Genomic DNA, 19,994 nt, shown 5'->3' on the forward strand with positions numbered 1-19,994 from the left:
TTTGACGTAATTCCGAACGGAGAATCGGTTCACACCTTGCTGTAGCGTTCAACGACTGATCGAGGAGACGACCGATGCATCGGCGAGGTTTTCTGGCGGCAGGTCTTGCGACGGTTCTTGTGAGTGAGCGTGCCGTTGCGCAGATGAAGATGGACGACATGCCGGGCATGGATATGGGGGGCCACGACATGGGAGCCGGGCCGCAAGGCGCGGCCGTTTTGCCAGAGGGCGAGGCGTTGCGCGAATTGCCGCTGCTGGCGAACGAAGCCAGCACGCCCCGGCGTGTTCAAGGCGACCCTGACGGCCGGGTCCGCCGTGGCGCGTTTTGTGGAAGGACTGGACACGCCGATCCTCGGTTACAACGGCACCAGCCCCGGGCCGCTGATCGAGGCGGTCGAGGGCGACCGTGTCGAGATCACCTTCGCCAACCGAATTGCGGACGAGGCGAGCACCATCCACTGGCACGGGATGCCGGTGCCGGCCGACCAGGACGGCAATCCGATGGACCCGGTAGAGACCGGCACCGATCGCACCTACAGTTTCGACCTGCCGGAAGGCAGCGCCGGCTCTTACTGGTATCACCCGCATCCGCACGGCAAGACGGCCGAGCAGGTCTATCGCGGCCTTGCCGGCGCGTTCGTGGTCAAGCCGAAGGCCGATCCGATCCCGGCCGCCTATGGCGACACCGTGCTGATGTTCACCGACCTGCGCCTTGCGGCCGACGGCACCTTGCCCGACAACACGATGACGGACCTGATGAACGGACGCGTCGGCGACCATGTGCTGGTCAACGGACAGAAGAATCCGACACTGACGGTTCCCCGTGGCACAAAGCGGCGCTTTCGGTTCTATAACGCGACCAACGCGCGCTTTTTGCGACTCTCCTTTGGCGCTGCGGCGATGACGATCATCGGAACGGACGGCGGTCTGCTGGAGGCCCCAGTCTCAGCCGACGACATCCTGCTCAGCCCGGCGGAACGGCTTGAACTGGTCGTCTCTTTCGAGAAATCCGGCGCTGCCACGCTTACCACGCTAGCCTATGACCGCGGCTGGATGGGTCCAGGGCGACCTGCCGATGCCGGGCTGACGCTGCTGACGTTCAATGTCTCGCAGATTGAGGCGGATTCCGTTCCGCCACTGCCCGACAGGCTGCGGCCGATCGCGCAGCTCGGCGCTCCTGTCGTCAGCCGGCGCTTCGTCTTCACCGAAACCATGACCATGAACGCCAGCGGCATGGAGATGGGGTTCCTGATCAATGGCGCGGCATTCGACATGAACCGCATCGACGTCATCGCCAAGGCTGGACAGGTCGAACTCTGGGAGATCGTCAACCAGGCGGACATGGATCATCCATTCCATGTGCATGGGACGCAGTTCCAGGTGATCGAGCACGAACGTGGCGGCACCATATCAAAGCCGGCCTATCGCGCCTGGAAGGACACCGTCAATGTCGCGCGCGGGGAGACGGTGCGGCTGCTGTTGCGGCAGGACCGGCCGGGGCCGCGGATGTATCACTGCCACATCCTCGAGCATGAGCAGCTCGGCATGATGGGCATTGTCGACGTGCAAGCATAGTTCGCCGTGATGGCGCTCCATGGCGCGTTGTTCCTCAGCGCGTTCCTCGCCGCAACCGTCCTGCCGATCTCGTCGGAGGCGGTGCTTGCCGGCCTTGTCGTTTCCGGCCGTGGTGATCCTGCGCTGCTCCTTGCCGTTGCCACGGTCGGCAATACGCTCGGCTCCGTGGTGAACTGGATTCTGGGGCGTGGCATCGACACGCTGCGGAACAGGCGCTGGTTTCCCGCCACTCCCGATCGCTATGCTACCGCCTTTCCCCCCACCAATCGGATCGGCGGTAAATCGACTTGTGCGAACTGGAGCTCTCTGCTGGGCGGCAGCGTTCAAGGCCGGACTGGAATAGGTCTCATTTAAGTTCGCTGCCAATGATCAGGTGCGACAGCGTCTCGGTCCATAGCAACCCTGAAATTTGGCCGCCGAATCTTCGTGGCGATACATCATTGATTAATGGCAACTGATTGCGGCTGCCTTGAAGGCATCCTATTCTGGACGGTAGTAGCCGCCAGTGGGCATAGAATGTCGGTACTGCCTTTCTTAAGAATTTACGCGCCGCTCAGCGCGGTGCTGGCTGCGCCTGGGTTGCTGGCGGTGGCGGCGCTGACGATACCGGACATGTCCGGGCGAAGCAGGCTGGCTCTGACTGCCCTGCTCGCGGCGATTTGGGGCGCCTATCTCCTGCAACTGGCCGCGACGCTGCTCAAGCGCCGGGCGGGGGACGTGCGGGACAGGGCGCCCAAAATCGCCATCGATGTGCTCGCGGTCTTGGTTCCACTCGCCGCATTTCTTCTCGTCGGCACGCCCGACCGGAGCCTCTACTGTGCTGTCTGGCTGCTGAAACCGCTGCGCGACTCGACTTTCTTCCCGGTGCTGGGCAGGGTCCTGGCCAACGAAGCGCGCAATCTGATCGGCGTCACCACGCTCTTCGGCGTCGTTCTGTTCGCTGTCGCGCTCGCGGCTTATGTCATCGAGCGCGACATCCAACCGGAAAAGTTCGGCAGCATCCCCCAAGCAATGTGGTGGGCGGTAGTCACGCTGTCTACCACCGGCTATGGGGACACTATCCCGCAAAGTTTCGCCGGCCGCGTCCTTGCCGGTGCGGTCATGATGAGTGGCATCGGCATCTTCGGGCTCTGGGCGGGCATTCTTGCCACGGGCTTCTATCAAGAAGTCCGCCGGGGGGATTTTGTCCGCAATTGGCAATTGGTCGCCGCCGTGCCGTTGTTTCAGAAGCTCGGCCCGGCCGTGCTGGTCGAGATCGTGCGCGCGTTAAGAGCTCGCACGGTGCCGGCGGGCGCCTTGATCTGCCGCATTGGCGAGCCCGGTGATCGGATGTTCTTCGTCGTGGAGGGGCGCGTCAGCGTCGCGACGCCGAATCCGGTGGAGCTTGGCCCTGGCGCCTTCTTTGGCGAGATGGCGCTGATCAGCGGCGAACCGCGTTCGGCGACCGTCAGCGCCGCAACTGTGGTCTCACTCCTGTCACTGCACTCGGCGGATTTCCAGATGCTGTGCGGCAGCAGCCCGGAGATCGCGGAAATCATCCGCAAGACTGCGCTCGAGCGGCGCGGCGCGGCGGCGAGCGCGTGACCGTTTCCTTGCACGACTGTGCGGCTGCGCGACGGAGAGAACGTGAGGCTGTATTCAATTGAGGCGCTTACCGAGGCGCTCGATGTAGCTCCAGCGAAAGCGGCTGTTCGTGGGAAGTCCGAAGCCGATTTTGCGGCTCATCAGGCGCACTGGGATGCCGCCGACAGGGAGATTGGCTACTCGGCGAAGTTGCGCGCCGAACGCGAGTCTGCCGATCGAGCAGAGGACCTGCTTGAGCTATCGTCGAAAACCCCCACAGCTTCCCTTGCCGGTGCGGCAGCCAAACTTGATGCCGTGCTGAGGGAAGGGCGGTCTTCGCAAGCCGATACTGAGTTTCCTTAGCCCCAGCTTCGCTCGGTCTTCGACGATATTGGTCGGATTAGCGGCAAGGTGGGCTGAGTCAGACATTCGGCCCTGACGTTACGACAACGAATACAGGCGCGTCCGAGGGATTGCCGTAAGCGACCCTTGAAGCGAACAGTTCCGGGAAGCGACCCTTGAAGCGAACAGTTCCGGGGTGAAGGTTTCGATCATGGCATCGACCCAGCGACGATAGTTTTCCAGATCGAATTTATGGCCCCCGACTCGATTCCCTTTCTTGTAGTGATCCATCGCCTCCTTGTAGCGGCAGTGGTCGTTGAGCACTTTTCCGGCGGCGTGATGGAGCGCAGATGCGTCATCCGATCCAAGATCCGGGTCGCGAAGCTCCGCCAAGATAGACTCGAGTTCGGGGGCTCTTCGGTGAATTTGCGTGTTTGTACCAGTGCACTGTACGCGGTCGGTACCGCGATGCGCCGTTCTATTGCCTCTTTCAAAAGAACCACGGCTTCGTCCATGCGACCGAGACTTGCGAGTGCGTGGGGCAGCTCCAACCGGGCCAGAGGATGATTTCGGTCAATCTTGAGCACCTTTTCGAATAGCGGTTCAAGGAAGCCGCCCGTGAGCTAGAGGCTGATGAAAGCGGCAAGGATTTCGAACACGCTATAGGGCGAATTCTGTCGAGGAAAGCCAATGGTCCGGCAACTTCAAACGGAAGCGACGCTTAAGCCAACCATAATCGGGCCTTTCGTAGGCTTCGGAGCTACCACCTATTGCGGGCTAGACTGTATTCGATAGTCGCCTTTCCCTGCAGATGGATTTCAGATTACGAACAAATAAGGAAACGTCTCCGAAGTAATTCGGATACATTTCAACAAGCTTTTCGACCTTATCTACCTCGACCAAGACAGCCGTTGCATCAATGCCCCTTAGCTCAATTTTTTGCTCTATCTCTTTCAATCTCCGCGCGCCTAGCATAAGTGTCGAGAATGGCTCGATGGCAACTTTATGGTCCTTGCTATATTGGAGAAAATAGTATCGAGATTTTTCCGTTGCCTGTACGAAGCTCTCTGAGTAGTGGGTAAGATTCTTGATGTCTTCTAGTATGCTGGTTGCACCTATACGCTTGTCGATATCCTGCAATTCTCGCACCCGGTCGTTGTGATCGGGAACGCCGATATGGACGGGACACTGCTCAACGTGCGCGAATTCCGCCGACATAAGCTGGAAAAGGCGTAGCCAATCCTGCTCGCCCTTTCCGTGCTTCAAATCCTGGCCCCGGAATAGCCCGACAGCCTCAACTGCAGTTGCCCATGAGTGCTGAAGTCTGGTCCGAACTTGCAATTCGATGCGTCGTCCCTCGAAAGCCTCAGTGTCGACATCTCTGGGACGGTACTTGAAAACAATATGGTGACTTCGATAGCCGTCCGGCTTCGGCTCATCGATATAGTTAAATTCCCGAGTGTGGATCTCATGGGGGAACTTGTCTCGCATCGATGCGAGAAGCGAGCGAACACCTTTGATGTCGGCCATGATCGCTCGGCAACCGCCGATGTCGTTCATGGTGTCCAAATTGGTGGTGGACTCTCGAAGCTTCCGACGAATGGATGCCATACGCTTCGGACGCGATGCCATGTCGCCCTTCAGTCGCAGGGCTCTCACGTGGTGACCGACAGAGAACCGAACGCTCCGCATCGGCAGAAAGTGCGAGTCGCGCCAGCTATTGGCGATTGAGAAGTTTTCGAGTGCGTCCACGTACTGGCCGGCAGTGGTGTCTCGTCCGAACTGAATAGGTTTTGCCAGCCGGTCGCCTGCCTTGCGAACGGCTTTCATGCTGTAGGCAAGGCGCGGGTACTCAGTCATTGGACCCATGAAGTCAAGGTAGTCCGCCTCATTCTGGACTGGCGGGATTAGCGCAAGGGAATCAAATCTCATGGATCATATCCCTTTGGGTACACGCCTCCAAAAGACCCTAGCCGACACCCTGGTCGCTCACGAGCCAATTGCTGGCACCCGATGTGCTGCAAATCGACAAAGCTAGGCATCGGTGCACTGACAGATAGGCTGAGCCCTGATCACGGCTCGATGCATTCCGATCTCATCGGGCTGTTTGGCAGCTCGAATGCAAGGCAGTCGGCCGCGACCGCCTGCCTGTGTTCTTTACCGTCATCCCCGGTTACGAAGGCCAGCAGCGGAGACGAAACCGCGACTGGAAGCCGACTTTCGAGAGGCGCCACGTTCTTCCTGAGAAATGAAGCTGGGCGCCTCCTGGCCGTAGGGGGGCTGGCCTCTAGAGGCGCCGACCTAGACTTCTGCATGCAACGGACGCATTCTGCCCTGGGGAAGGGATTATGGGTAACATCGTTCCTGTTGCGAGGACCATGAGGCGTAGGTCTTGGTGGCGTTTGCTTCTTCACTATCGTATCATCACAGTTCTGGCGATGCTTGGGGTGACCTTCGCAGCCTACATCGCGTTCGGCGCAATGGCGGGTCGAACAGTCGCGACTGATACGTGAGATCGAGCGGCACAGCGATGCGCAAGGATCATATGGAAGACAGCCTGCGGCTCCTGGAACTGGCCCGTGATGCCAACCGCTTGTTTGCTCGACAGGCTCCAAACGAGAAGAAACGGCTTTTGAATCTGGTGCTGTCGAACTGCGAATGGAATCGCGGCGAAGTTCGCGCAAACCTCAGGCAACCTACTTGTAGATTCAGCGGCCGGTGCGGCGTCAAACGAGGCCGCCGGGGCGAAATTGCCCGCAGGGCATCCAGTTTGGCTGGGCGATCTACGGTTTTTTGGTAATACAAATTGAAAATTGCGCCCTCATGTTTCACAACAGGTCGGTAGAGTCAGGACGGTTTCGAAGCCTGCGGGTTTGTCACGGTCCTAAAGGCGAGAATTCGAAAAGACGTTCAACAATGACCCAGCACGCAGAAAATGCTCGAATTCTTATGTACAGCCACGACACGTTCGGGCTCGGCCACTTGCAGCGCTGCCGGACGATCGCGCATTCGCTGGTCGAGGATTTTCGCGGACTTCAGGTGCTTATCATTTCGGGTGCGCCTATCGCTGGCGCCTTCGACTACCGCGCCCGTGTCGACTTCGTGAAGATCCCCAGCGTCATCAAGTTGCGCAACGGCGAATACACCTCGCTGGAAAAGGATATCGATCTGCACGAGACGCTAAGGATGCGCCAGTCAATCATCCGCCACACAGCCGAGACCTTCCGGCCGGATATCCTCATCGTCGACAAGGAACCCCTTGGCCTGCGCGGTGAGATTGAGGACACGCTGTCCTACCTCAAGACACGGGGCACCACGCTCGTGCTAGGCCTGCGCGAGGTGATGGACGCGCCGCATCTGCTCGAAGCAGAGTGGGCACGCAAGGACGTAATGCGCAAGATAGGCCTGTTCTACGATAAGGTCTGGGTCTACGGTCCACCGGATTTCTACGATCCGTTGACCGGCCTGGATGTGCCGCCGGCTGTCAGAGCAAAGATGAAGTTCGTGGGTTTCTTGCAACGGAGCCTGCAGAAGAATGAGTTGCCGGGCCACCGGCCCGAGGGCGACTATATCCTCGTTACCACCGGCGGCGGCGGTGACGGCGGTGAGTTGGTTCACAACGTCATCGATGCCTATCACCAGGATCCGCAATTGCAGCATAGGGCGCTGATCGTGCTTGGGCCTTACATGCCGGCGCGCAAGCGCAACAAGTTGCTCAAGAAGGGGTCCAAGATCCCCTTTGTCAAGATCATCGAATTCGACAACCGCATGGAAGACCTGATTGCCGGCGCCAAGGCGGTGGTGGCGATGGGCGGTTACAACACCTATTGCGAGATACTGTCTTTCGACAAGCCGGCGCTGATCGTGCCGCGCATCAAGCCCCGCGAGGAACAACTGATCCGCGCACGGCGCGCAGCCGAACTCGGCCTCATCGAGATGCTTTTGCCGGAAGAAGCCGAGGATTCTCAGCGGTTTGCCGATGCACTGAAGGTGCTGCCGGACCGGCCCCGCCCATCGCAGAGCAATCCGCATCTGACGATGGAGGGGCTGCCTCATATTTCCGAAATCGTCGCGGAACTGCTCGACCGGCGGGCCGGCCATCACCTTTCGGTCATTGAAGGCATGAACTGAGTTGCAACATCGCAAGATCATCGTGGTTCTGAAGGGCTATCCGCGGCTGTCGGAAACCTTTATCGCGCAGGAACTGCTCGGTCTGGAGCGTTCGGGGTTCGACCTGATACTCGTCGCGCTCAGGCGGCCGACCGACGCAAGACGCCACCCGGTGCATGACGAGATCAAAGCGCCCGTCCATTATCTGCCGGAATATCTGCATGAAGAGCCGCTGCGCGTGGTTCGCTCGCTGTTTGCTTGTCTGCCGCGGCCGGGCTTCTGGCGCGCGCTCCGGTCGCTAGCTGCCGATATCCTCCGCGACTTTACCCGCAATCGCGTGCGCCGGTTCGGACAAGCGCTCGTGCTGGCGGCGGAATGGCCGGAAGATGCGGGGTGGTTGCATGCACATTTCGCGCACACGCCGGCATCGGTGACGCGCTATGCCAGCCAGCTTCGTGGCCTGCCCTGGAGCTGCTCGGCCCATGCCAAGGACATCTGGACTTCGGCAGACTGGGATCTGGCCGGCAAGCTTTCCTCGGCGCGCTGGACGGTCACTTGCACGAAAACCGGGTTCGACCGTCTGAAAGAACTCGCTACCGGCAACGCGCGTGTGCATCTTAGTTATCATGGGCTCGACCTTGATCGCTTCGGCAGTTTCGGCGAGGTGCGAAAACAGCATGACGGCTCGGCGCCGGGCGAACCGGTTGTCGTTCTGAGTGTCGGGCGCGCCGTTGAAAAGAAAGGTTACGATACCTTGCTTGAGGCCCTTGCCCTCTTGCCTGGCGATTTGGCGTGGCGTTTCGAGCATATCGGCGGCGGCGAGGAACTGGAACGGCTCAAGGCGCTGGCGAAAAAGCTCGGACTGGATGGCCGCGTCTCCTGGAAAGGCGCGCTTGCGCAGGAGGCGGTGCTTGAACACTACCGAGGCGCCGACATTTTCGCCCTGGCCTGCAGGATCACTGCAAATGGCGACCGGGACGGCCTGCCGAATGTTCTGGTGGAGGCGGCGAGCCAACGGCTTGCCTGCGTGTCGACCGATATTGCCGGCGTGCCGGAGCTTTTGACGCCGGATGAAACCGGGCTGCTGGTTCCGACGGAAAACCCGATTGCTCTCGCACAGGCGCTGGAGCGCCTGATCCGTGATCCCGTGCTGCGCGCCCGCCTCGGCGAGGCCGCCGAGCGACGCGTGCGAAGCAATTTTGATCATGTGACAAGCATTGGACAGCTCAAGAAACTGTTCCAGCAGGAGTGGCAGGCGGCCGAATGAAGCGGCTGCGCGCTTTCTTCTATGTCCAGCACCTGCTCGGTATCGGCCATCTCGCGCGCGCCAGCCGCATTGCGGCGGCTCTGGGCGATGACGGGTTTGACGTAACCGTCGCGACCGGCGGAGCGCCGATCGCGGGGTTTCCGGGACCGGGGGTAAAAACTGTAACCCTGCCGCCTGTCACCTCGGGCGATGAAGGATTTTCCGGACTTGTCGACCTGCAGGGCAAACCCATCGACGATGATTTCAAGACATTGCGTTCAGGGATGCTGCTTCAGGCATTCCGGGATTGCAGGCCTGACATCGTCATTGTCGAGGCGTTTCCATTTGGACGCCGGCAGATGCGTTTCGAACTCTTGCCGCTGATCGAGGCCATCGATGCGACGTCGCCCAGACCGCTGCTGGCGACGTCCGTCCGCGATATCCTTCAGGAGCGCGTCAAGCCGGGCCGAAACGAGGAAACGGTCGATCTCATCAACAGGCATTTCGACCTTGTCATGGTCCATGGCGATCCGGCTTTCGCAACCATCGACAGGACATTTCCACTGGCCGGGGCGATCACGGCCGAGGTGACCTACACAGGGCTCGTTGCGGCGCCGCCGGCGCCCGCGGCTTCCGAGCGCTTCGACGTCCTTGTGTCGGTTGGCGGCGGGGCTGCCGGAAAGAACCTTGTCAGCTCCACCATTGCAGCAGCGCGCAATGCCAGAAACGGGTGGAAATGGTGCCTGATCAGCGGCCCAAACTTGCCGAAAGACGAGTTCGACGCAATCGCAGCCGATGCCACGCCGGGCCTGTCCATCTTCCGCTTCCGCGAGGACTTCGCCAGCCTGCTGGCCGGCGCCCGGCTGTCGGTGTCGCAGGCGGGTTACAACACGGTCTGCGATGTGCTGCGCGCGGGTTGCCGCTCGCTGCTCGTTCCATTCGCGGCGGGCGGCGAAACCGAACAGACGGTTCGCGCCGTAATGCTCGAAAAACTCGGTCTTGCGACGGTGCTGATGGAAAACGACCTGACGCCTGAAGGTCTGGCACAGGCGATCGAACAGGCGCTTGCGGGACCGGCGCCAGCCGCGCATCGGCTCGACCTGGAAGGCGCGCGCCGGTCGGCGCAAATCCTGCGCGAGCGGTATCGAACATGATCCCCGAAAGTCGAGCCCGGTTTCGGAAAAGCTCATGATCAAACAGGCGATGGATTCTGACGCGCGTCGCGTCTGGGTGAGATACGCGCAGCGCGCTTCAGACAGTTCCGATCAGCATGAAGCGTGTATAATTTTTTGTTGGCAGTTCGCCGGAGAAGCTGATCTCCCGCAGCACCGCCACTTCCTCGAAGGCTGCAAGTGAAGCCACGCAGTTGATGTGCGTCGGCTCGCTGAAATAATCGTTCGATTGCAGCAGCACATTCGTTCCCCGCGGAAGAAGGGCAAGCCAGGCGCCGAGATCGGCTATGTGTTCACAGCTCGTATTGACGACCAGGTCCGGCCGCCCGGCCGCATAGTCGAGTGCGTACATGTCCTGCGTCAGCGCCTGGAACCGATCGCCGGCTTCCCGATTGAGAGTCAGGGCGACCGGCGCGACTTCGGGATCGATGTCGATGCTCTCGACCGTAGCGATGTCGAAGCGGGCGTCGTTGAAAAGCATTGCCGGCAATATGCCGTACCACCCACCCAGAACCCATATGCGACCGAACCGGCCGCCGCGGCTTTCGAACAGCTTATCGAGCGCCCACATCTTGCAGGCGACCTGCTTGTGATTGAAGGCGTTGGCGATGTCGGCCTTCGGATGCTTGGCGATGACGCGTACCAGCCCTGCCACCAGAGGGTGGTTGACATAGGCAGCAATTCCCCGCGTGAGGTCCAGGGTTTGGTCGTGCCAGTTCAGGCTGGCATTGCGTGGCTGCGTGACATCCATCATATTGGTCTTTTATGTTGGGATTTAGGGCGACACAACGCAATCCTGCCTCCCCGCAACGTTGTTTCATTCGCGGACGTAATTATGCTGCAAGCCGCTTCGCCATTGCCCGGTGCCGCAGAGAGCTGGTTGCATCCGTCGGGATCACCGGCGTCCTGCGTGCACCACAGCTTCGGGCTTGTCTCCGGCAACGAAGACATTGCCGATACGCCATTTTCCGGCAGGTGCTTTTTTTTCATCCTGAATCCTTCTACCTGAAAGACCACAGTCGCATATGGAACCCAGCCTAGCCCGCTATATCTGGACGCACACCAGGAAGCAGCAGCTCTGGATATTGATGATCGTCGTGCTTTCGATGATCCCGTATTTCATGTCCTTCGACCTGCCGAAGCTGATCGTCAACGGCCCGATCCAAGGCAAGGGCTTCGAGCAACCGGGCGCGACCCAGCCATTCATGAGGCTACACTATGACTTGCCGTTCATTGGCGACGTCCTGTTCTTCTCCGGTTTTCAGCTCGGCCGCAAAGCGACGCTGCTCGCCCTGAGCCTTGTGTTCCTGTTGCTCGTCGTCATCAACGGCCTGTTCAAGCTCTACATCAACACCTACAAGGGCCGCCTCGGCGAACGCATGCTACGGCGCATCCGCTTCGAACTGGTCGATCGTGTGCTGCGGTTTCCGCCGATTTACTTTAAGCGTGTGAAATCCGCCGAAGTGGCGACCATGGTGAAGGACGAGGTGGAGCCGCTGGGCGGCTTCATCGGCGATGCCTTCCTACAGCCAGTGCTGCTCGGCGGCCAGGCGCTGACGGCCATGCTGTTCATCTTGGTTCAGAATGTCTGGCTCGGAATGATAGCGTTCGTGATCGTGGTGATCCAGATCGTGCTCATCCCGCGAATGCGGCGGCGGCTGATCGTGCTCGGGCGACAACGGCAATTAACGGCGCGCGCGCTTTCGGGCCGGGTTGGCGAAATCGTCGACGGCATTGGCGCGGTTCACGTCCACGATACGTCAAACTACGAGCGCGCCGACATAGCAGCCCGGCTCGGACTCATCTTCAAGATACGCTTCGATCTTTACCAATGGAAATTCATGGTAAAGTTCCTGAATAATTTTCTCGCGCAGATCACGCCCTTCCTGTTCTACATGATCGGCGGGTACCTGGCCATCGCCGGGCGGCTGAACGTCGGCCAGCTCGTGGCCGTGATCGGCGCCTACAAGGACCTGCCAGGACCAATGAAGGAACTGATTGACTGGGATCAGGATCGGCAGGATGTCCAGGTCAAATATCAGCAGGTCGTTGAACAGTTCACCGTCGAGGATCTCATCGCGCCGAGAATCGGGGCATTGATGGTCGATGATCCCGGTCCGATGACCAACCCCTTGTCGGCGGTCAGTTTGTCCATAGCAGACGATGGCGGCGCAATGCTCCTCGACCGCATCTCCCTGCAGGTCAAGCCGGGTGAGACGGTGGCGCTGGTCAGTACCGCTACAGGGGGCGCAGAGGCGCTTGCGGAAGCCTTCGCGCGGCTGAACTGGCCGGACAGCGGAAGGGTTGTTTCGGGCGCCGATGACCTGCTTGAACTTCCCGAAGCCGTGACAGGCCGGCGCATGTCCTATGCCTCGTCGGATGTTTTCCTATTCCACGCAAGCCTCCGCGACAACCTGCTCTACGGCTTGAAGCATGCGCCGCTGACATCGGTGCGTTATGAGGGCGCCGCGGCAGACCAGCAGCGCTGGAACATCGCCGAGGCGCATCGGTCGGGCAATCCGGATCTCGATGTCCACAGCGACTGGATCGACTATGCTTCTGCTGGCGCCACCGGCCCGCACGGCCTCTTTGAGGCCGTGCGCCGGGTGCTCGACGCGGTTGTTCTGTCACGCGACATTCTGGATCTTGGCTTGCGCTCGTTGGCCGACCTCAAGCGCCACACGGAGCTTGCCAAGCGGATTGTCGAACTGCGTGCGGCGCTGCGAACCCGGCTGGAACAAGAGGGGCTGAGCGGACTGGTGGTTCCTTTCGAACCGGGCGCCTACAACAAGGAAGCAACGATCGGTCAAAACCTGCTCTTCGGCGCTGCCTCCGGCCTTGCACTGGCCGACAAGGCTCTGGCGGCCAATCCCTATTTTGCTTCCGTGCTGAAGCAAGCCGGCCTCGACGGCATACTCTACGGCATGGGCATGGAGATCGCAGAACAGACGATCGAGCTGTTTGCCGACCTGCCGCCCGACCACCAGTTCTTCCAGCAACTCGCCTTCATGAGCGCCGAGGAGATACCCGCTTACGAGACCTTGCTGCAGCGGCTCAAGAACCGTCCCTACGAGGCGGTTTCGGAGGCCGACCGCGCCATGATCATCACCTTGAGCTTTGCCTATATCGAGCCCCTGCACCGCTTCGGCCTGCTCAGCGACGAGCTGATGAACAAGATCGTCGCCGCACGCAACCAGTTCTATGAAAACCTGCCGCCCGAGCTGCAAAATGCGGTCGAACGGTATGACCCTGCCAAATACATCGCCGCGGCCACCGTCATGGACAATGTCCTGTTTGGGCGTGTGGGCAACAACCATCCCGACGCGCCGGACCGTATACGCGCCATCGTCTATGACATTCTTGACGAACTCGGGCTTTATGCCGAACTTCTGGATGTCGGCCTGGACTTCGACGTCGGCGCCGGTGGCAGGCGGCTGACCGGTGGACAGCGACAGAAGCTCGATGTTGCCCGGGCCCTGCTCAAGCGTCCCGATTTTCTCATTCTCAACCGGCCGCTGTCGGCGCTTGACCAGCGCATGCAGGACAAGGTGCTGCGAAATGTGCTCGAGGAAGCCAGACGCGACGACCATTCGCCGGCAATTGTGTGGGCCGTGACCAATCCAGCAATGGCGATGATGTTCGATCGGGTTATCGTCTTCGACTCGGGTCAGTTGGTGGAAGACGGAACGCACGAGACACTTTTGGCAGAGAACGGTATCTTCAAGGAACTTCTGTCATAGTCTGGCAAACGCGAATTTTGGGAAGGTTTGCGACAATGCTGCTCAAGGATGAAGTTGGAATGCTGCAACGCGTTCCCCTGTTCTCCGGCATTGAGCCGGCAAAGCTCAAGCTGCTTGCGTTCACATCCGATCGTGTGAACTACAGCGCCGGTCAAATCCTCTTCCGGCAGGGCGACGAGGGCGACGCCGCCTATGTCATCCTTTCAGGCAAGGCGGATATTCTGGTGGATTCCGACAGCGGGCCGATAAAAGTCGCCGAACTGCTACCGAATTCGATTGTTGGCGAAATCGCCATATTGTGTAACAGCTCCCGCACGGCCACCGTCAGAGCGGCAACTCAACTGGAAGCCCTGAGAATCCGCAAGGATCATTTTCTGAGGCTTATGAAGGAGTTCCCGGAAATGACCATCGAGATGGTGCGGGTTCTTGCCGATCGCCTAAGCCATACGACCGCGGATCTGATCGACGCGCGGAGCGCCAAGTAACGAGTGATGTGCGCTTAAGCCTCGCCGTCGTGAGGGCACTGCCTATCATGGCGACGGGACTGCGAAGGGGTTGCAGCATGGACGACAACGTTTTCCTGGTCAGATTTTGGGGCGTGCGCGGCAGCATTTCGGTATCGGGGCCAGAATTCTCTCGCTATGGCGGCAACACAAGCTGCATTGAGATGCGATGTGGCAAGCATACGCTTCTGTTTGACGCGGGATCCGGCCTGCGGCCTGCCGGCGGGGCGCTTCGGGCGTCGGGCGTGACCGATTTCGACCTGCTTTTCACTCATTGCCATTACGATCACATCATCGGGCTGCCGTTTTTTGCGCCGATCTATGACCGGAGCGTCAAGGTTACGCTTTGGTCGGGACATCTTGCAGGACGCATGACGACCCGGCAGATGATCGATAAGTTCATACGGCCGCCGTGGTTTCCGGTGAAACTGGACGTCTGCAAGGCAAGCCTCGACTGTCGCGATTTCGTGTCCGGAGACGTGCTTCAGCCGCGCGAGGGGGTGGTGGTGCGAACCGGCAGTCTTGTCCATCCGGGCGGCTGCATAGGCTACCGGGTGGAATGGGCCGACCGCGTCGTGGCGGTGATCACAGATACCGAGCACGAGCCGGACAAGCTCGATCAGGCGGTGCTCGGCCTGATTAGAGATGCCGACCTCGTCATTTACGATTGTACCTACACTGAAGAGGAAATGGAACGCCGCCACGGTAACGGGCACTCGACATGGCAACAGGGCGTCAAGCTCTGTGAGGCGGCCGGTGCGCGGGGGCTCGCGCTGTTTCACCACGATCCGTCACGCACCGACGAGGAACTGGAGGAGATCGAAAAGCTGGCCAAAGACAGGTTTGCCGGCGCTTTTGCCGCGCGGGACGGCCAGACGCTCGAATTTCCAGTCGCATTGCACAAAGGGCGCTGAGTTATTTTGCTTCATATCCGTTTTGACGCGATTCCCAAGGGAAAGCCCTATGCGCTTTTCCCGGCAAAACCGCTCACACTTTTCTTGGAATTGCTGTGGCGGCGCTGCGCCCGATCAATGTCCGGATCGGAAGCCATGCGCAGGCTTCAGCCTGTGCGGTGACTGCGAACAGCCGTTCGAGGAAAAGCCAGGCCGATTCATCATGTACGAGATGGTGGGTGAGAACGCCGACCGGTTCGCTACCGTCGTCTGCATGCTGCAATTGCGCGATGATAGCCTGAACCAAGAGGCCATGATCTCGGCAACCGCGCGTGCCATGCCAATCCATGATGTCGACATTGCTGTTGATGACCGCCAGCGAAGCCGGCTTGGGCGGCCCATAGACCGATAATGCCGCAAATCCTATCGATCCAAGGTCGGGGACCAGGCCTGCGTCGATCCTGTTCCAGGGTGGCACCAGCATCGGAACGGCACGTGTGCCGTGCAGGCCGGTCACGTGCGACAGCCCGCGAGCCAGATCATCGAGCACCGCATCGCGTGGCCGATGCGCACCGAGCTCCTGTTTTTTCTGGTCCTCGGGCGCATGATTTCGATGCGCCCAGCCATGGATGGCGACCGCGGCATGCGGCGCCTCGTCAAGCCGCACGACAAGCTTCCCGTCCGTCTGCGCCGGAATGACGGCCAGAGTGACCGGAACCGCGAATTCGCCGGTGAGCTCGAGCAGCCGATCAAGCGCCGGCGTCGGATCCACGGCATCATCGTCGCGTAGCCAGAACTCCGCCTTGCGGCCCGCCCATTGCCAGCGCGCCAGTTCTTCCACCAAGGGCTGCCAGATCGGACCGGTTGTCATGAGACCGGAATCTTTTTGAGAAGTTCGGCCAGACGCGCCGCCGCGCCACCGAGAGAACGTTCTTCGAGGACGAAACGCCTGGCTTCTGCGGCCATGATGGTTCTTTCGTCGTTACGGGTCAGAAGCCTTTCAATGGCGAAAGCGAACGCCGCGACATCGCCCGGCGGGGTGAGAAACCCGGTCTGGCCATCCCGCACGACCTCCGGCACGCCGGCGATGTCCTGAGCCACCACCGGAAGGCCGGCGGCCTGTGCTTCAAGATAGGCAACGCCATAGGCCTCGCCATAACCCGGCCAGACGTAGATTCCCCCGCTGTAAAGAACATCCGGCACGGCGGCCGGCTCGATCGCGCCAAGCCATTCGATACGGTCGGCGGGCAAGCCGGCGAATTGCGCTTTGACCTCGTCACGGGCAGGCCCGTCCCCGACGACCGACATGGTCCAGGGCAGGTGGCCGATCGAGCCGAGGGCTTGCGCCAGCATGCGATAGCTTTCGACTTTGTCGCCCGGGCGCATCATGGCGACGGTAACGAGGCGCGTCGGACAACTCCGTGACGGCATGTCGCGGAATGCCGATGTGTCGATGAAGGGCGAAAGCATATCGAATACGGCCTGGGGAATCGCATCTGTCAGCCCCTGGCGATCCCTTTGGGTGAAGCAGATGTTCAGCGCCGCCTTTTCGATGGCTCGCGCCACCAAGCCTTGGCTATCGGCCCACAGACCGGCGTTGCGTCGCCTGGAATAGGAGGCTTCCGCCGTCACATAGGGGACAGCAAAGGCCTGCGCCAACTCGGGCCCGATCAGGTCGGGCGCCTTGTAATAGGGATGGTAGCAGAACCAGAGATCGGGCTTGCCGTCACGATGCCAAAGCGTTTTCAGCCGCGCGGCTTCGTCCCGGGCCTCGATCTTGAGCGTATCGAAACTTTTCGGCTCCGGCTGGCGTAGATAGAAGCGCAACTCCGATGCCAGTTCGACGCTATGCCCGCCATGCTGCAGCGCCTGGACCAGCATCCGCGCCATCTGGCGGTCGCCGGAGACGACGGGATGATTGGGTGACTTCAGCGGCGCGTAGAAGGCAATTCGCATCGCGCGACCCTATCATCGGAAAGCCTGCGCAAGTCAATTTCGAAGCGCGATCGACTTCACCTTCAAGCGTTGGAATGTGCTATCTAATGCTCATGGAAACAGCTGTCGCGTCCGACCCGTTTGTCGGTTCCTTGCCAGTCTTCGCAAAGTTCGAAAGCGTTGCCGATATCGACAATTATCGGCCTCTGCCCGATGGCTGGGCGCTGGCCACCGCCGACATTGTCGGCTCGACCAAAGCGATCGAGGCGGGGCGCTATAAAACCGTCAATATGGCCGGCGCCAGCGTCATTTCGGCGCTGCTCAATGCGCTGGGCCGGCAAGATCTTCCCTATGTCTTCGGCGGCGACGGCGCACTCGTGGCGTTTCCCGGCTCGGCACTTGAGATCGCCCGCAACGCGCTGGCTTCTGTCCAGAGATGGGTGGCGGACGAACTGGACCTGACCTTGCGTGCGGCAATCGTGCCGATAAAGGACATAAGAGCGCAAGGCTTCGATGTTCGCGTGGCGAGGTTCCAGGCCTCCGAAGCGGCCTTCTATGCTATGTTCGCCGGCGGTGGCGGCAGTTGGGCGGAAGCCGAGATGAAAGCGGGGCGCTACCGCATCGATCCTGCGCCAGCCGGCGCGCGGCCGGATCTGACCGGTCTCTCCTGCCGCTGGAACCCGATCGAAGCGCGGCATGGTGAAATCGTCTCGATCATAGCCCTGCCGGGGGCGGCGCGCGATCTGCGCGGTTTTCAGTTTCTGGCTTCCGATATTATCGCCCTTGCAAGCAGGCAGGAACGCGATGGCCACCCGGTGCCGGTGGACGGGCCGGCCTACAGTCTTCTGCCCGCCGGCCTCGATGTCGAGGCGCGGGCCACTGCGCCGCCAGGATGGCGGTGGCGGACCAAACTGTGGGTGATGTTCCTGATGACGCTTACGGCCGTCACCGACAGATTTGGCTGGACGATCGGCCGTTTCGATCCGAAGGTCTACAAACGCGAGGTGGCCAGCAATTCGGATTTCCGGAAGTTCGACGACGGCTTGAAGATGACCATCGACGTCGACGCGGATGTGTTGCAACGGATCGAGAGCCGGCTGAAACAGGCGGAAGAAGCGGGCATCTGCAGCTATGGCCTGCACCGCCAGAAATCGGCCTTGATGACATGCCTCGTCATCTCGCCGCTGCAGCCCGATCACGTTCATTTCATCGATGGCGCCGACGGCGGCTATGCGATGGCGGCCGCAAGCCTGAAGGCGAAGGCGACGGTCTGATGACGGCTTGCGGAAATCGACTTTCGGCAATATGCCTCGGCCATGGTTCTCGGGACCCGGTTAGCCTCGCCACGGGCGCGGGTAGTCTGTCCGAATTGACGGGAAAGCAGATTTTTGAACGCCTAACGATCGACATATGACCGTCTTTTCAACCGGATTTCGACGCGCGCCGCGCAAGTCGGCGTGATCGGACTGGGCTATGTCGGGTTGCCGCTGTCGGTTGCGATCGCACGCGCCGGCTTTCCGGTTTCCGGCTTCGACATCGAAGCCGGAAAGGTCGAGAGCCTGAACAACGGCCAATCCTACATCGAGGCGGTGACATCGACGGCCCTTGCCGGCCATGTGGCGAGCGGACGGTTCCGCGCCACCGCGGACTTTGCCGAACTGGCCGTCTGCGATGTCATCATCATCTGCGTCCCGACCCCGCTGACCAAACACCGTGAGCCGGATCTCTCTTTTGTCACGAACACGGCAGGCGCCATCGCAAAACATCTGCGTCTCGGCCAGCTGATCGTGCTGGAATCGACCACCTATCCCGGTACCACCGACGACGTGGTCAAGCCCATACTGGAAGAAACCGGCTTGCAGTCGAAGATAGACTTCTTCCTCGGCTTCTCGCCCGAACGCGAGGATCCCGGCAACCGCAGCTTTGTAGTCGCGACGATCCCCAAGGTTGTGGCAGGCGACGGCATTAAAGCGGCGACGCTCGTGCAGGCTTTCTACCAGAACGTGGTCGAGACCGTTGTTCCGGTTTCCAGCACGGCAACCGCCGAAGCGGTCAAGCTGACGGAAAACATCTTCCGCTCGGTCAACATAGCCCTGGTCAACGAGTTGAAGGTCGTGCTCGGTGCCATGGGCATCGACATCTGGGAAGTGATCGAGGCTGCTAAGACCAAGCCCTTCGGCTACATGCCTTTCTATCCTGGCCCCGGACTGGGCGGGCACTGCGTTCCGATCGATCCTTTCTACCTGACGTGGAAGGCGCGCGAATACGAACTGCCGACCCGCTTCATCGAACTGGCGGCAGAGATCAACACGGCGATGCCGCGGCACGTGGTCGATGAACTGGCGAAGGCGCTGGACCGGCGCTGCGGCAAAGCCCTCAGCCGCTCGCGCATTCTCATCATCGGGCTCGCCTATAAGAAGAATGTGCCCGACATCCGAGAAAGTCCCTCATTGCGGCTCATCGAGCTCATCGAGGAATGGGGCGGCAAGGCGGAATTCCATGACCCGCATGTTACCGAGATCCCAACCACACGCGAGCATATGGCGATCAAGGGGCGCCGCTCGGTCGAATTGACCGAGGCGGCCTTGAAAGAGTTCGATGCGGTCGTCGTTGCAACCGACCACGACGCGATCGACTATCGGGCGATCGCTGATCACGCCCTTCTGATCGTCGACACATGCAATGTTTTTGGCCGCCTCGGGCTGGCCCGAGAGACGGTGGTGAAGGCCTGACGGCATCTGAGCCGGCGAAATTTTTGCCCGATGTCAGGATCGTGATTGCACTCCGCCGGCAGCCTCGCCACATATGTCCCAGCAGATAGATGCAGTTACGCCTGCTTCCTGGCTGCAAGAACAGTCATCCGCGAAATTCTTCGCCGCTTTTGTGGCTGAGGCGGTCCTTGTTAACTTCCGGAG

General features: G+C 60.4%; 18 protein-coding genes. 12 read left to right on the plus strand and 6 right to left on the minus strand.

Annotated features, from left to right (window positions below; translation table 11 throughout):
* Window positions 1-29: 29 nt before the first annotated feature.
* Complete coding sequence (locus tag EB235_RS34690; RefSeq protein ID WP_245268846.1) at window positions 30-290, minus strand: hypothetical protein; 261 nt, start codon at window positions 288-290, stop codon at window positions 30-32.
* Here EB235_RS34690 and EB235_RS08835 point away from each other — a divergent pair.
* The 4 genes from EB235_RS08835 to EB235_RS08850 all read left to right on the plus strand — a co-directional run bounded on the left by EB235_RS08835 (window position 283) and on the right by EB235_RS08850 (window position 3,501).
* Window positions 283-1,575, plus strand: a complete 1,293-nt coding sequence (locus tag EB235_RS08835) for a multicopper oxidase family protein (RefSeq protein WP_245268845.1) — start codon at window positions 283-285, stop codon at window positions 1,573-1,575. The two genes, EB235_RS34690 and EB235_RS08835, sit on opposite strands and share 8 nt — an antisense overlap.
* A 9-nt stretch (window positions 1,576-1,584) precedes the next feature.
* Window positions 1,585-1,929: a YqaA family protein gene (locus EB235_RS08840; RefSeq protein WP_348626916.1), complete on the plus strand. Its 345-nt coding sequence runs from the start codon at window positions 1,585-1,587 to the stop codon at window positions 1,927-1,929.
* A 162-nt stretch (window positions 1,930-2,091) separates the two neighbouring features.
* A complete protein-coding gene (locus tag EB235_RS08845; protein ID WP_027031350.1) occupies window positions 2,092-3,159 on the plus strand; it encodes a cyclic nucleotide-gated potassium channel in 1,068 nt (355 codons plus the stop codon).
* A gap of 42 nt (window positions 3,160-3,201) precedes the next feature.
* On the plus strand, window positions 3,202-3,501 hold the full coding sequence (locus EB235_RS08850; protein WP_155256414.1) for a hypothetical protein: 300 nt from the start codon (window positions 3,202-3,204) through the stop codon (window positions 3,499-3,501).
* Window positions 3,502-3,579: 78 nt separating this feature from the next.
* On the opposite strand, the gene EB235_RS34570 is transcribed toward EB235_RS08850, so the two are convergent.
* Together EB235_RS34570 and EB235_RS08860 are read right to left on the minus strand one after the other, a co-directional pair.
* Entirely contained in the window at window positions 3,580-3,873 is a 294-nt protein-coding gene (locus EB235_RS34570) for a hypothetical protein (protein ID WP_027031349.1), read from the minus strand.
* 384 nt (window positions 3,874-4,257) lie between these two features.
* Complete coding sequence (locus tag EB235_RS08860) at window positions 4,258-5,412, minus strand: RelA/SpoT domain-containing protein (RefSeq protein WP_245268843.1); 1,155 nt, start codon at window positions 5,410-5,412, stop codon at window positions 4,258-4,260.
* 984 nt (window positions 5,413-6,396) lie between these two features.
* Here EB235_RS08860 and EB235_RS08865 point away from each other — a divergent pair.
* From EB235_RS08865 to EB235_RS08875, 3 genes are read left to right on the plus strand one after another with little or no spacing between them, the layout of a single operon-like run.
* Window positions 6,397-7,611, plus strand: a complete 1,215-nt coding sequence (locus EB235_RS08865; RefSeq protein ID WP_027031348.1) for a glycosyltransferase family protein — start codon at window positions 6,397-6,399, stop codon at window positions 7,609-7,611.
* 1 nt (window position 7,612) lies between these two features.
* Window positions 7,613-8,857 (plus strand): glycosyltransferase, encoded by a 1,245-nt coding sequence (locus tag EB235_RS08870; protein ID WP_027031347.1) that lies wholly within the window; start codon window positions 7,613-7,615, stop codon window positions 8,855-8,857.
* Window positions 8,854-9,990, plus strand: coding sequence for a glycosyltransferase family protein (locus EB235_RS08875; RefSeq protein ID WP_027031346.1), 1,137 nt, complete (start codon window positions 8,854-8,856; stop codon window positions 9,988-9,990). The genes EB235_RS08870 and EB235_RS08875 overlap by 4 nt, the downstream gene beginning before the upstream one ends.
* 97 nt (window positions 9,991-10,087) lie before the next feature.
* Here the strand turns inward: EB235_RS08875 and EB235_RS08880 are convergent, their stop codons facing one another.
* On the minus strand, window positions 10,088-10,762 hold the full coding sequence (locus tag EB235_RS08880; protein ID WP_027031345.1) for a hypothetical protein: 675 nt from the start codon (window positions 10,760-10,762) through the stop codon (window positions 10,088-10,090).
* A gap of 271 nt (window positions 10,763-11,033) precedes the next feature.
* On the opposite strand from EB235_RS08880, the gene EB235_RS08885 reads away from it, so the two are divergent.
* The 3 genes from EB235_RS08885 to EB235_RS08895 all read left to right on the plus strand — a co-directional run bounded on the left by EB235_RS08885 (window position 11,034) and on the right by EB235_RS08895 (window position 15,165).
* Window positions 11,034-13,748 carry an ABC transporter transmembrane domain-containing protein gene (locus EB235_RS08885; RefSeq protein WP_027031344.1) on the plus strand — a complete coding sequence of 905 codons (2,715 nt, stop codon included), beginning with the start codon at window positions 11,034-11,036 and terminating at the stop codon, window positions 13,746-13,748.
* A 35-nt stretch (window positions 13,749-13,783) separates the two neighbouring features.
* On the plus strand, window positions 13,784-14,233 hold the full coding sequence (locus tag EB235_RS08890; RefSeq protein ID WP_027031343.1) for a cyclic nucleotide-binding domain-containing protein: 450 nt from the start codon (window positions 13,784-13,786) through the stop codon (window positions 14,231-14,233).
* Window positions 14,234-14,310: 77 nt separating this feature from the next.
* Entirely contained in the window at window positions 14,311-15,165 is an 855-nt protein-coding gene (locus EB235_RS08895; RefSeq protein ID WP_027031342.1) for an MBL fold metallo-hydrolase, read from the plus strand.
* Between the two features lie 73 nt (window positions 15,166-15,238).
* Here EB235_RS08895 and EB235_RS08900 read toward each other — a convergent pair whose 3' ends face one another.
* The gene (locus tag EB235_RS08900) at window positions 15,239-16,015 is read right to left on the minus strand and encodes a polysaccharide deacetylase family protein (protein WP_027031341.1); all 777 of its coding nucleotides are present in this window, start codon (window positions 16,013-16,015) and stop codon (window positions 15,239-15,241) included.
* The gene (locus tag EB235_RS08905; RefSeq protein ID WP_027031340.1) at window positions 16,012-17,100 is read right to left on the minus strand and encodes a glycosyltransferase family 4 protein; all 1,089 of its coding nucleotides are present in this window, start codon (window positions 17,098-17,100) and stop codon (window positions 16,012-16,014) included. Before EB235_RS08905 ends, EB235_RS08900 begins: the two co-directional genes overlap by 4 nt.
* A 74-nt stretch (window positions 17,101-17,174) precedes the next feature.
* On the opposite strand from EB235_RS08905, the gene EB235_RS08910 reads away from it, so the two are divergent.
* A complete protein-coding gene (locus tag EB235_RS08910; protein WP_027031339.1) occupies window positions 17,175-18,353 on the plus strand; it encodes a DUF3095 domain-containing protein in 1,179 nt (392 codons plus the stop codon).
* A gap of 156 nt (window positions 18,354-18,509) precedes the next feature.
* Complete coding sequence (locus tag EB235_RS08915; RefSeq protein ID WP_051429690.1) at window positions 18,510-19,811, plus strand: nucleotide sugar dehydrogenase; 1,302 nt, start codon at window positions 18,510-18,512, stop codon at window positions 19,809-19,811.
* The last annotated feature ends 183 nt before the right edge of the window (window positions 19,812-19,994 follow it).

Origin of the sequence: Mesorhizobium loti R88b, from assembly GCF_013170845.1 — a bacterium.
In the GTDB taxonomy this organism is placed as follows: domain Bacteria; phylum Pseudomonadota; class Alphaproteobacteria; order Rhizobiales; family Rhizobiaceae; genus Mesorhizobium; species Mesorhizobium loti_B.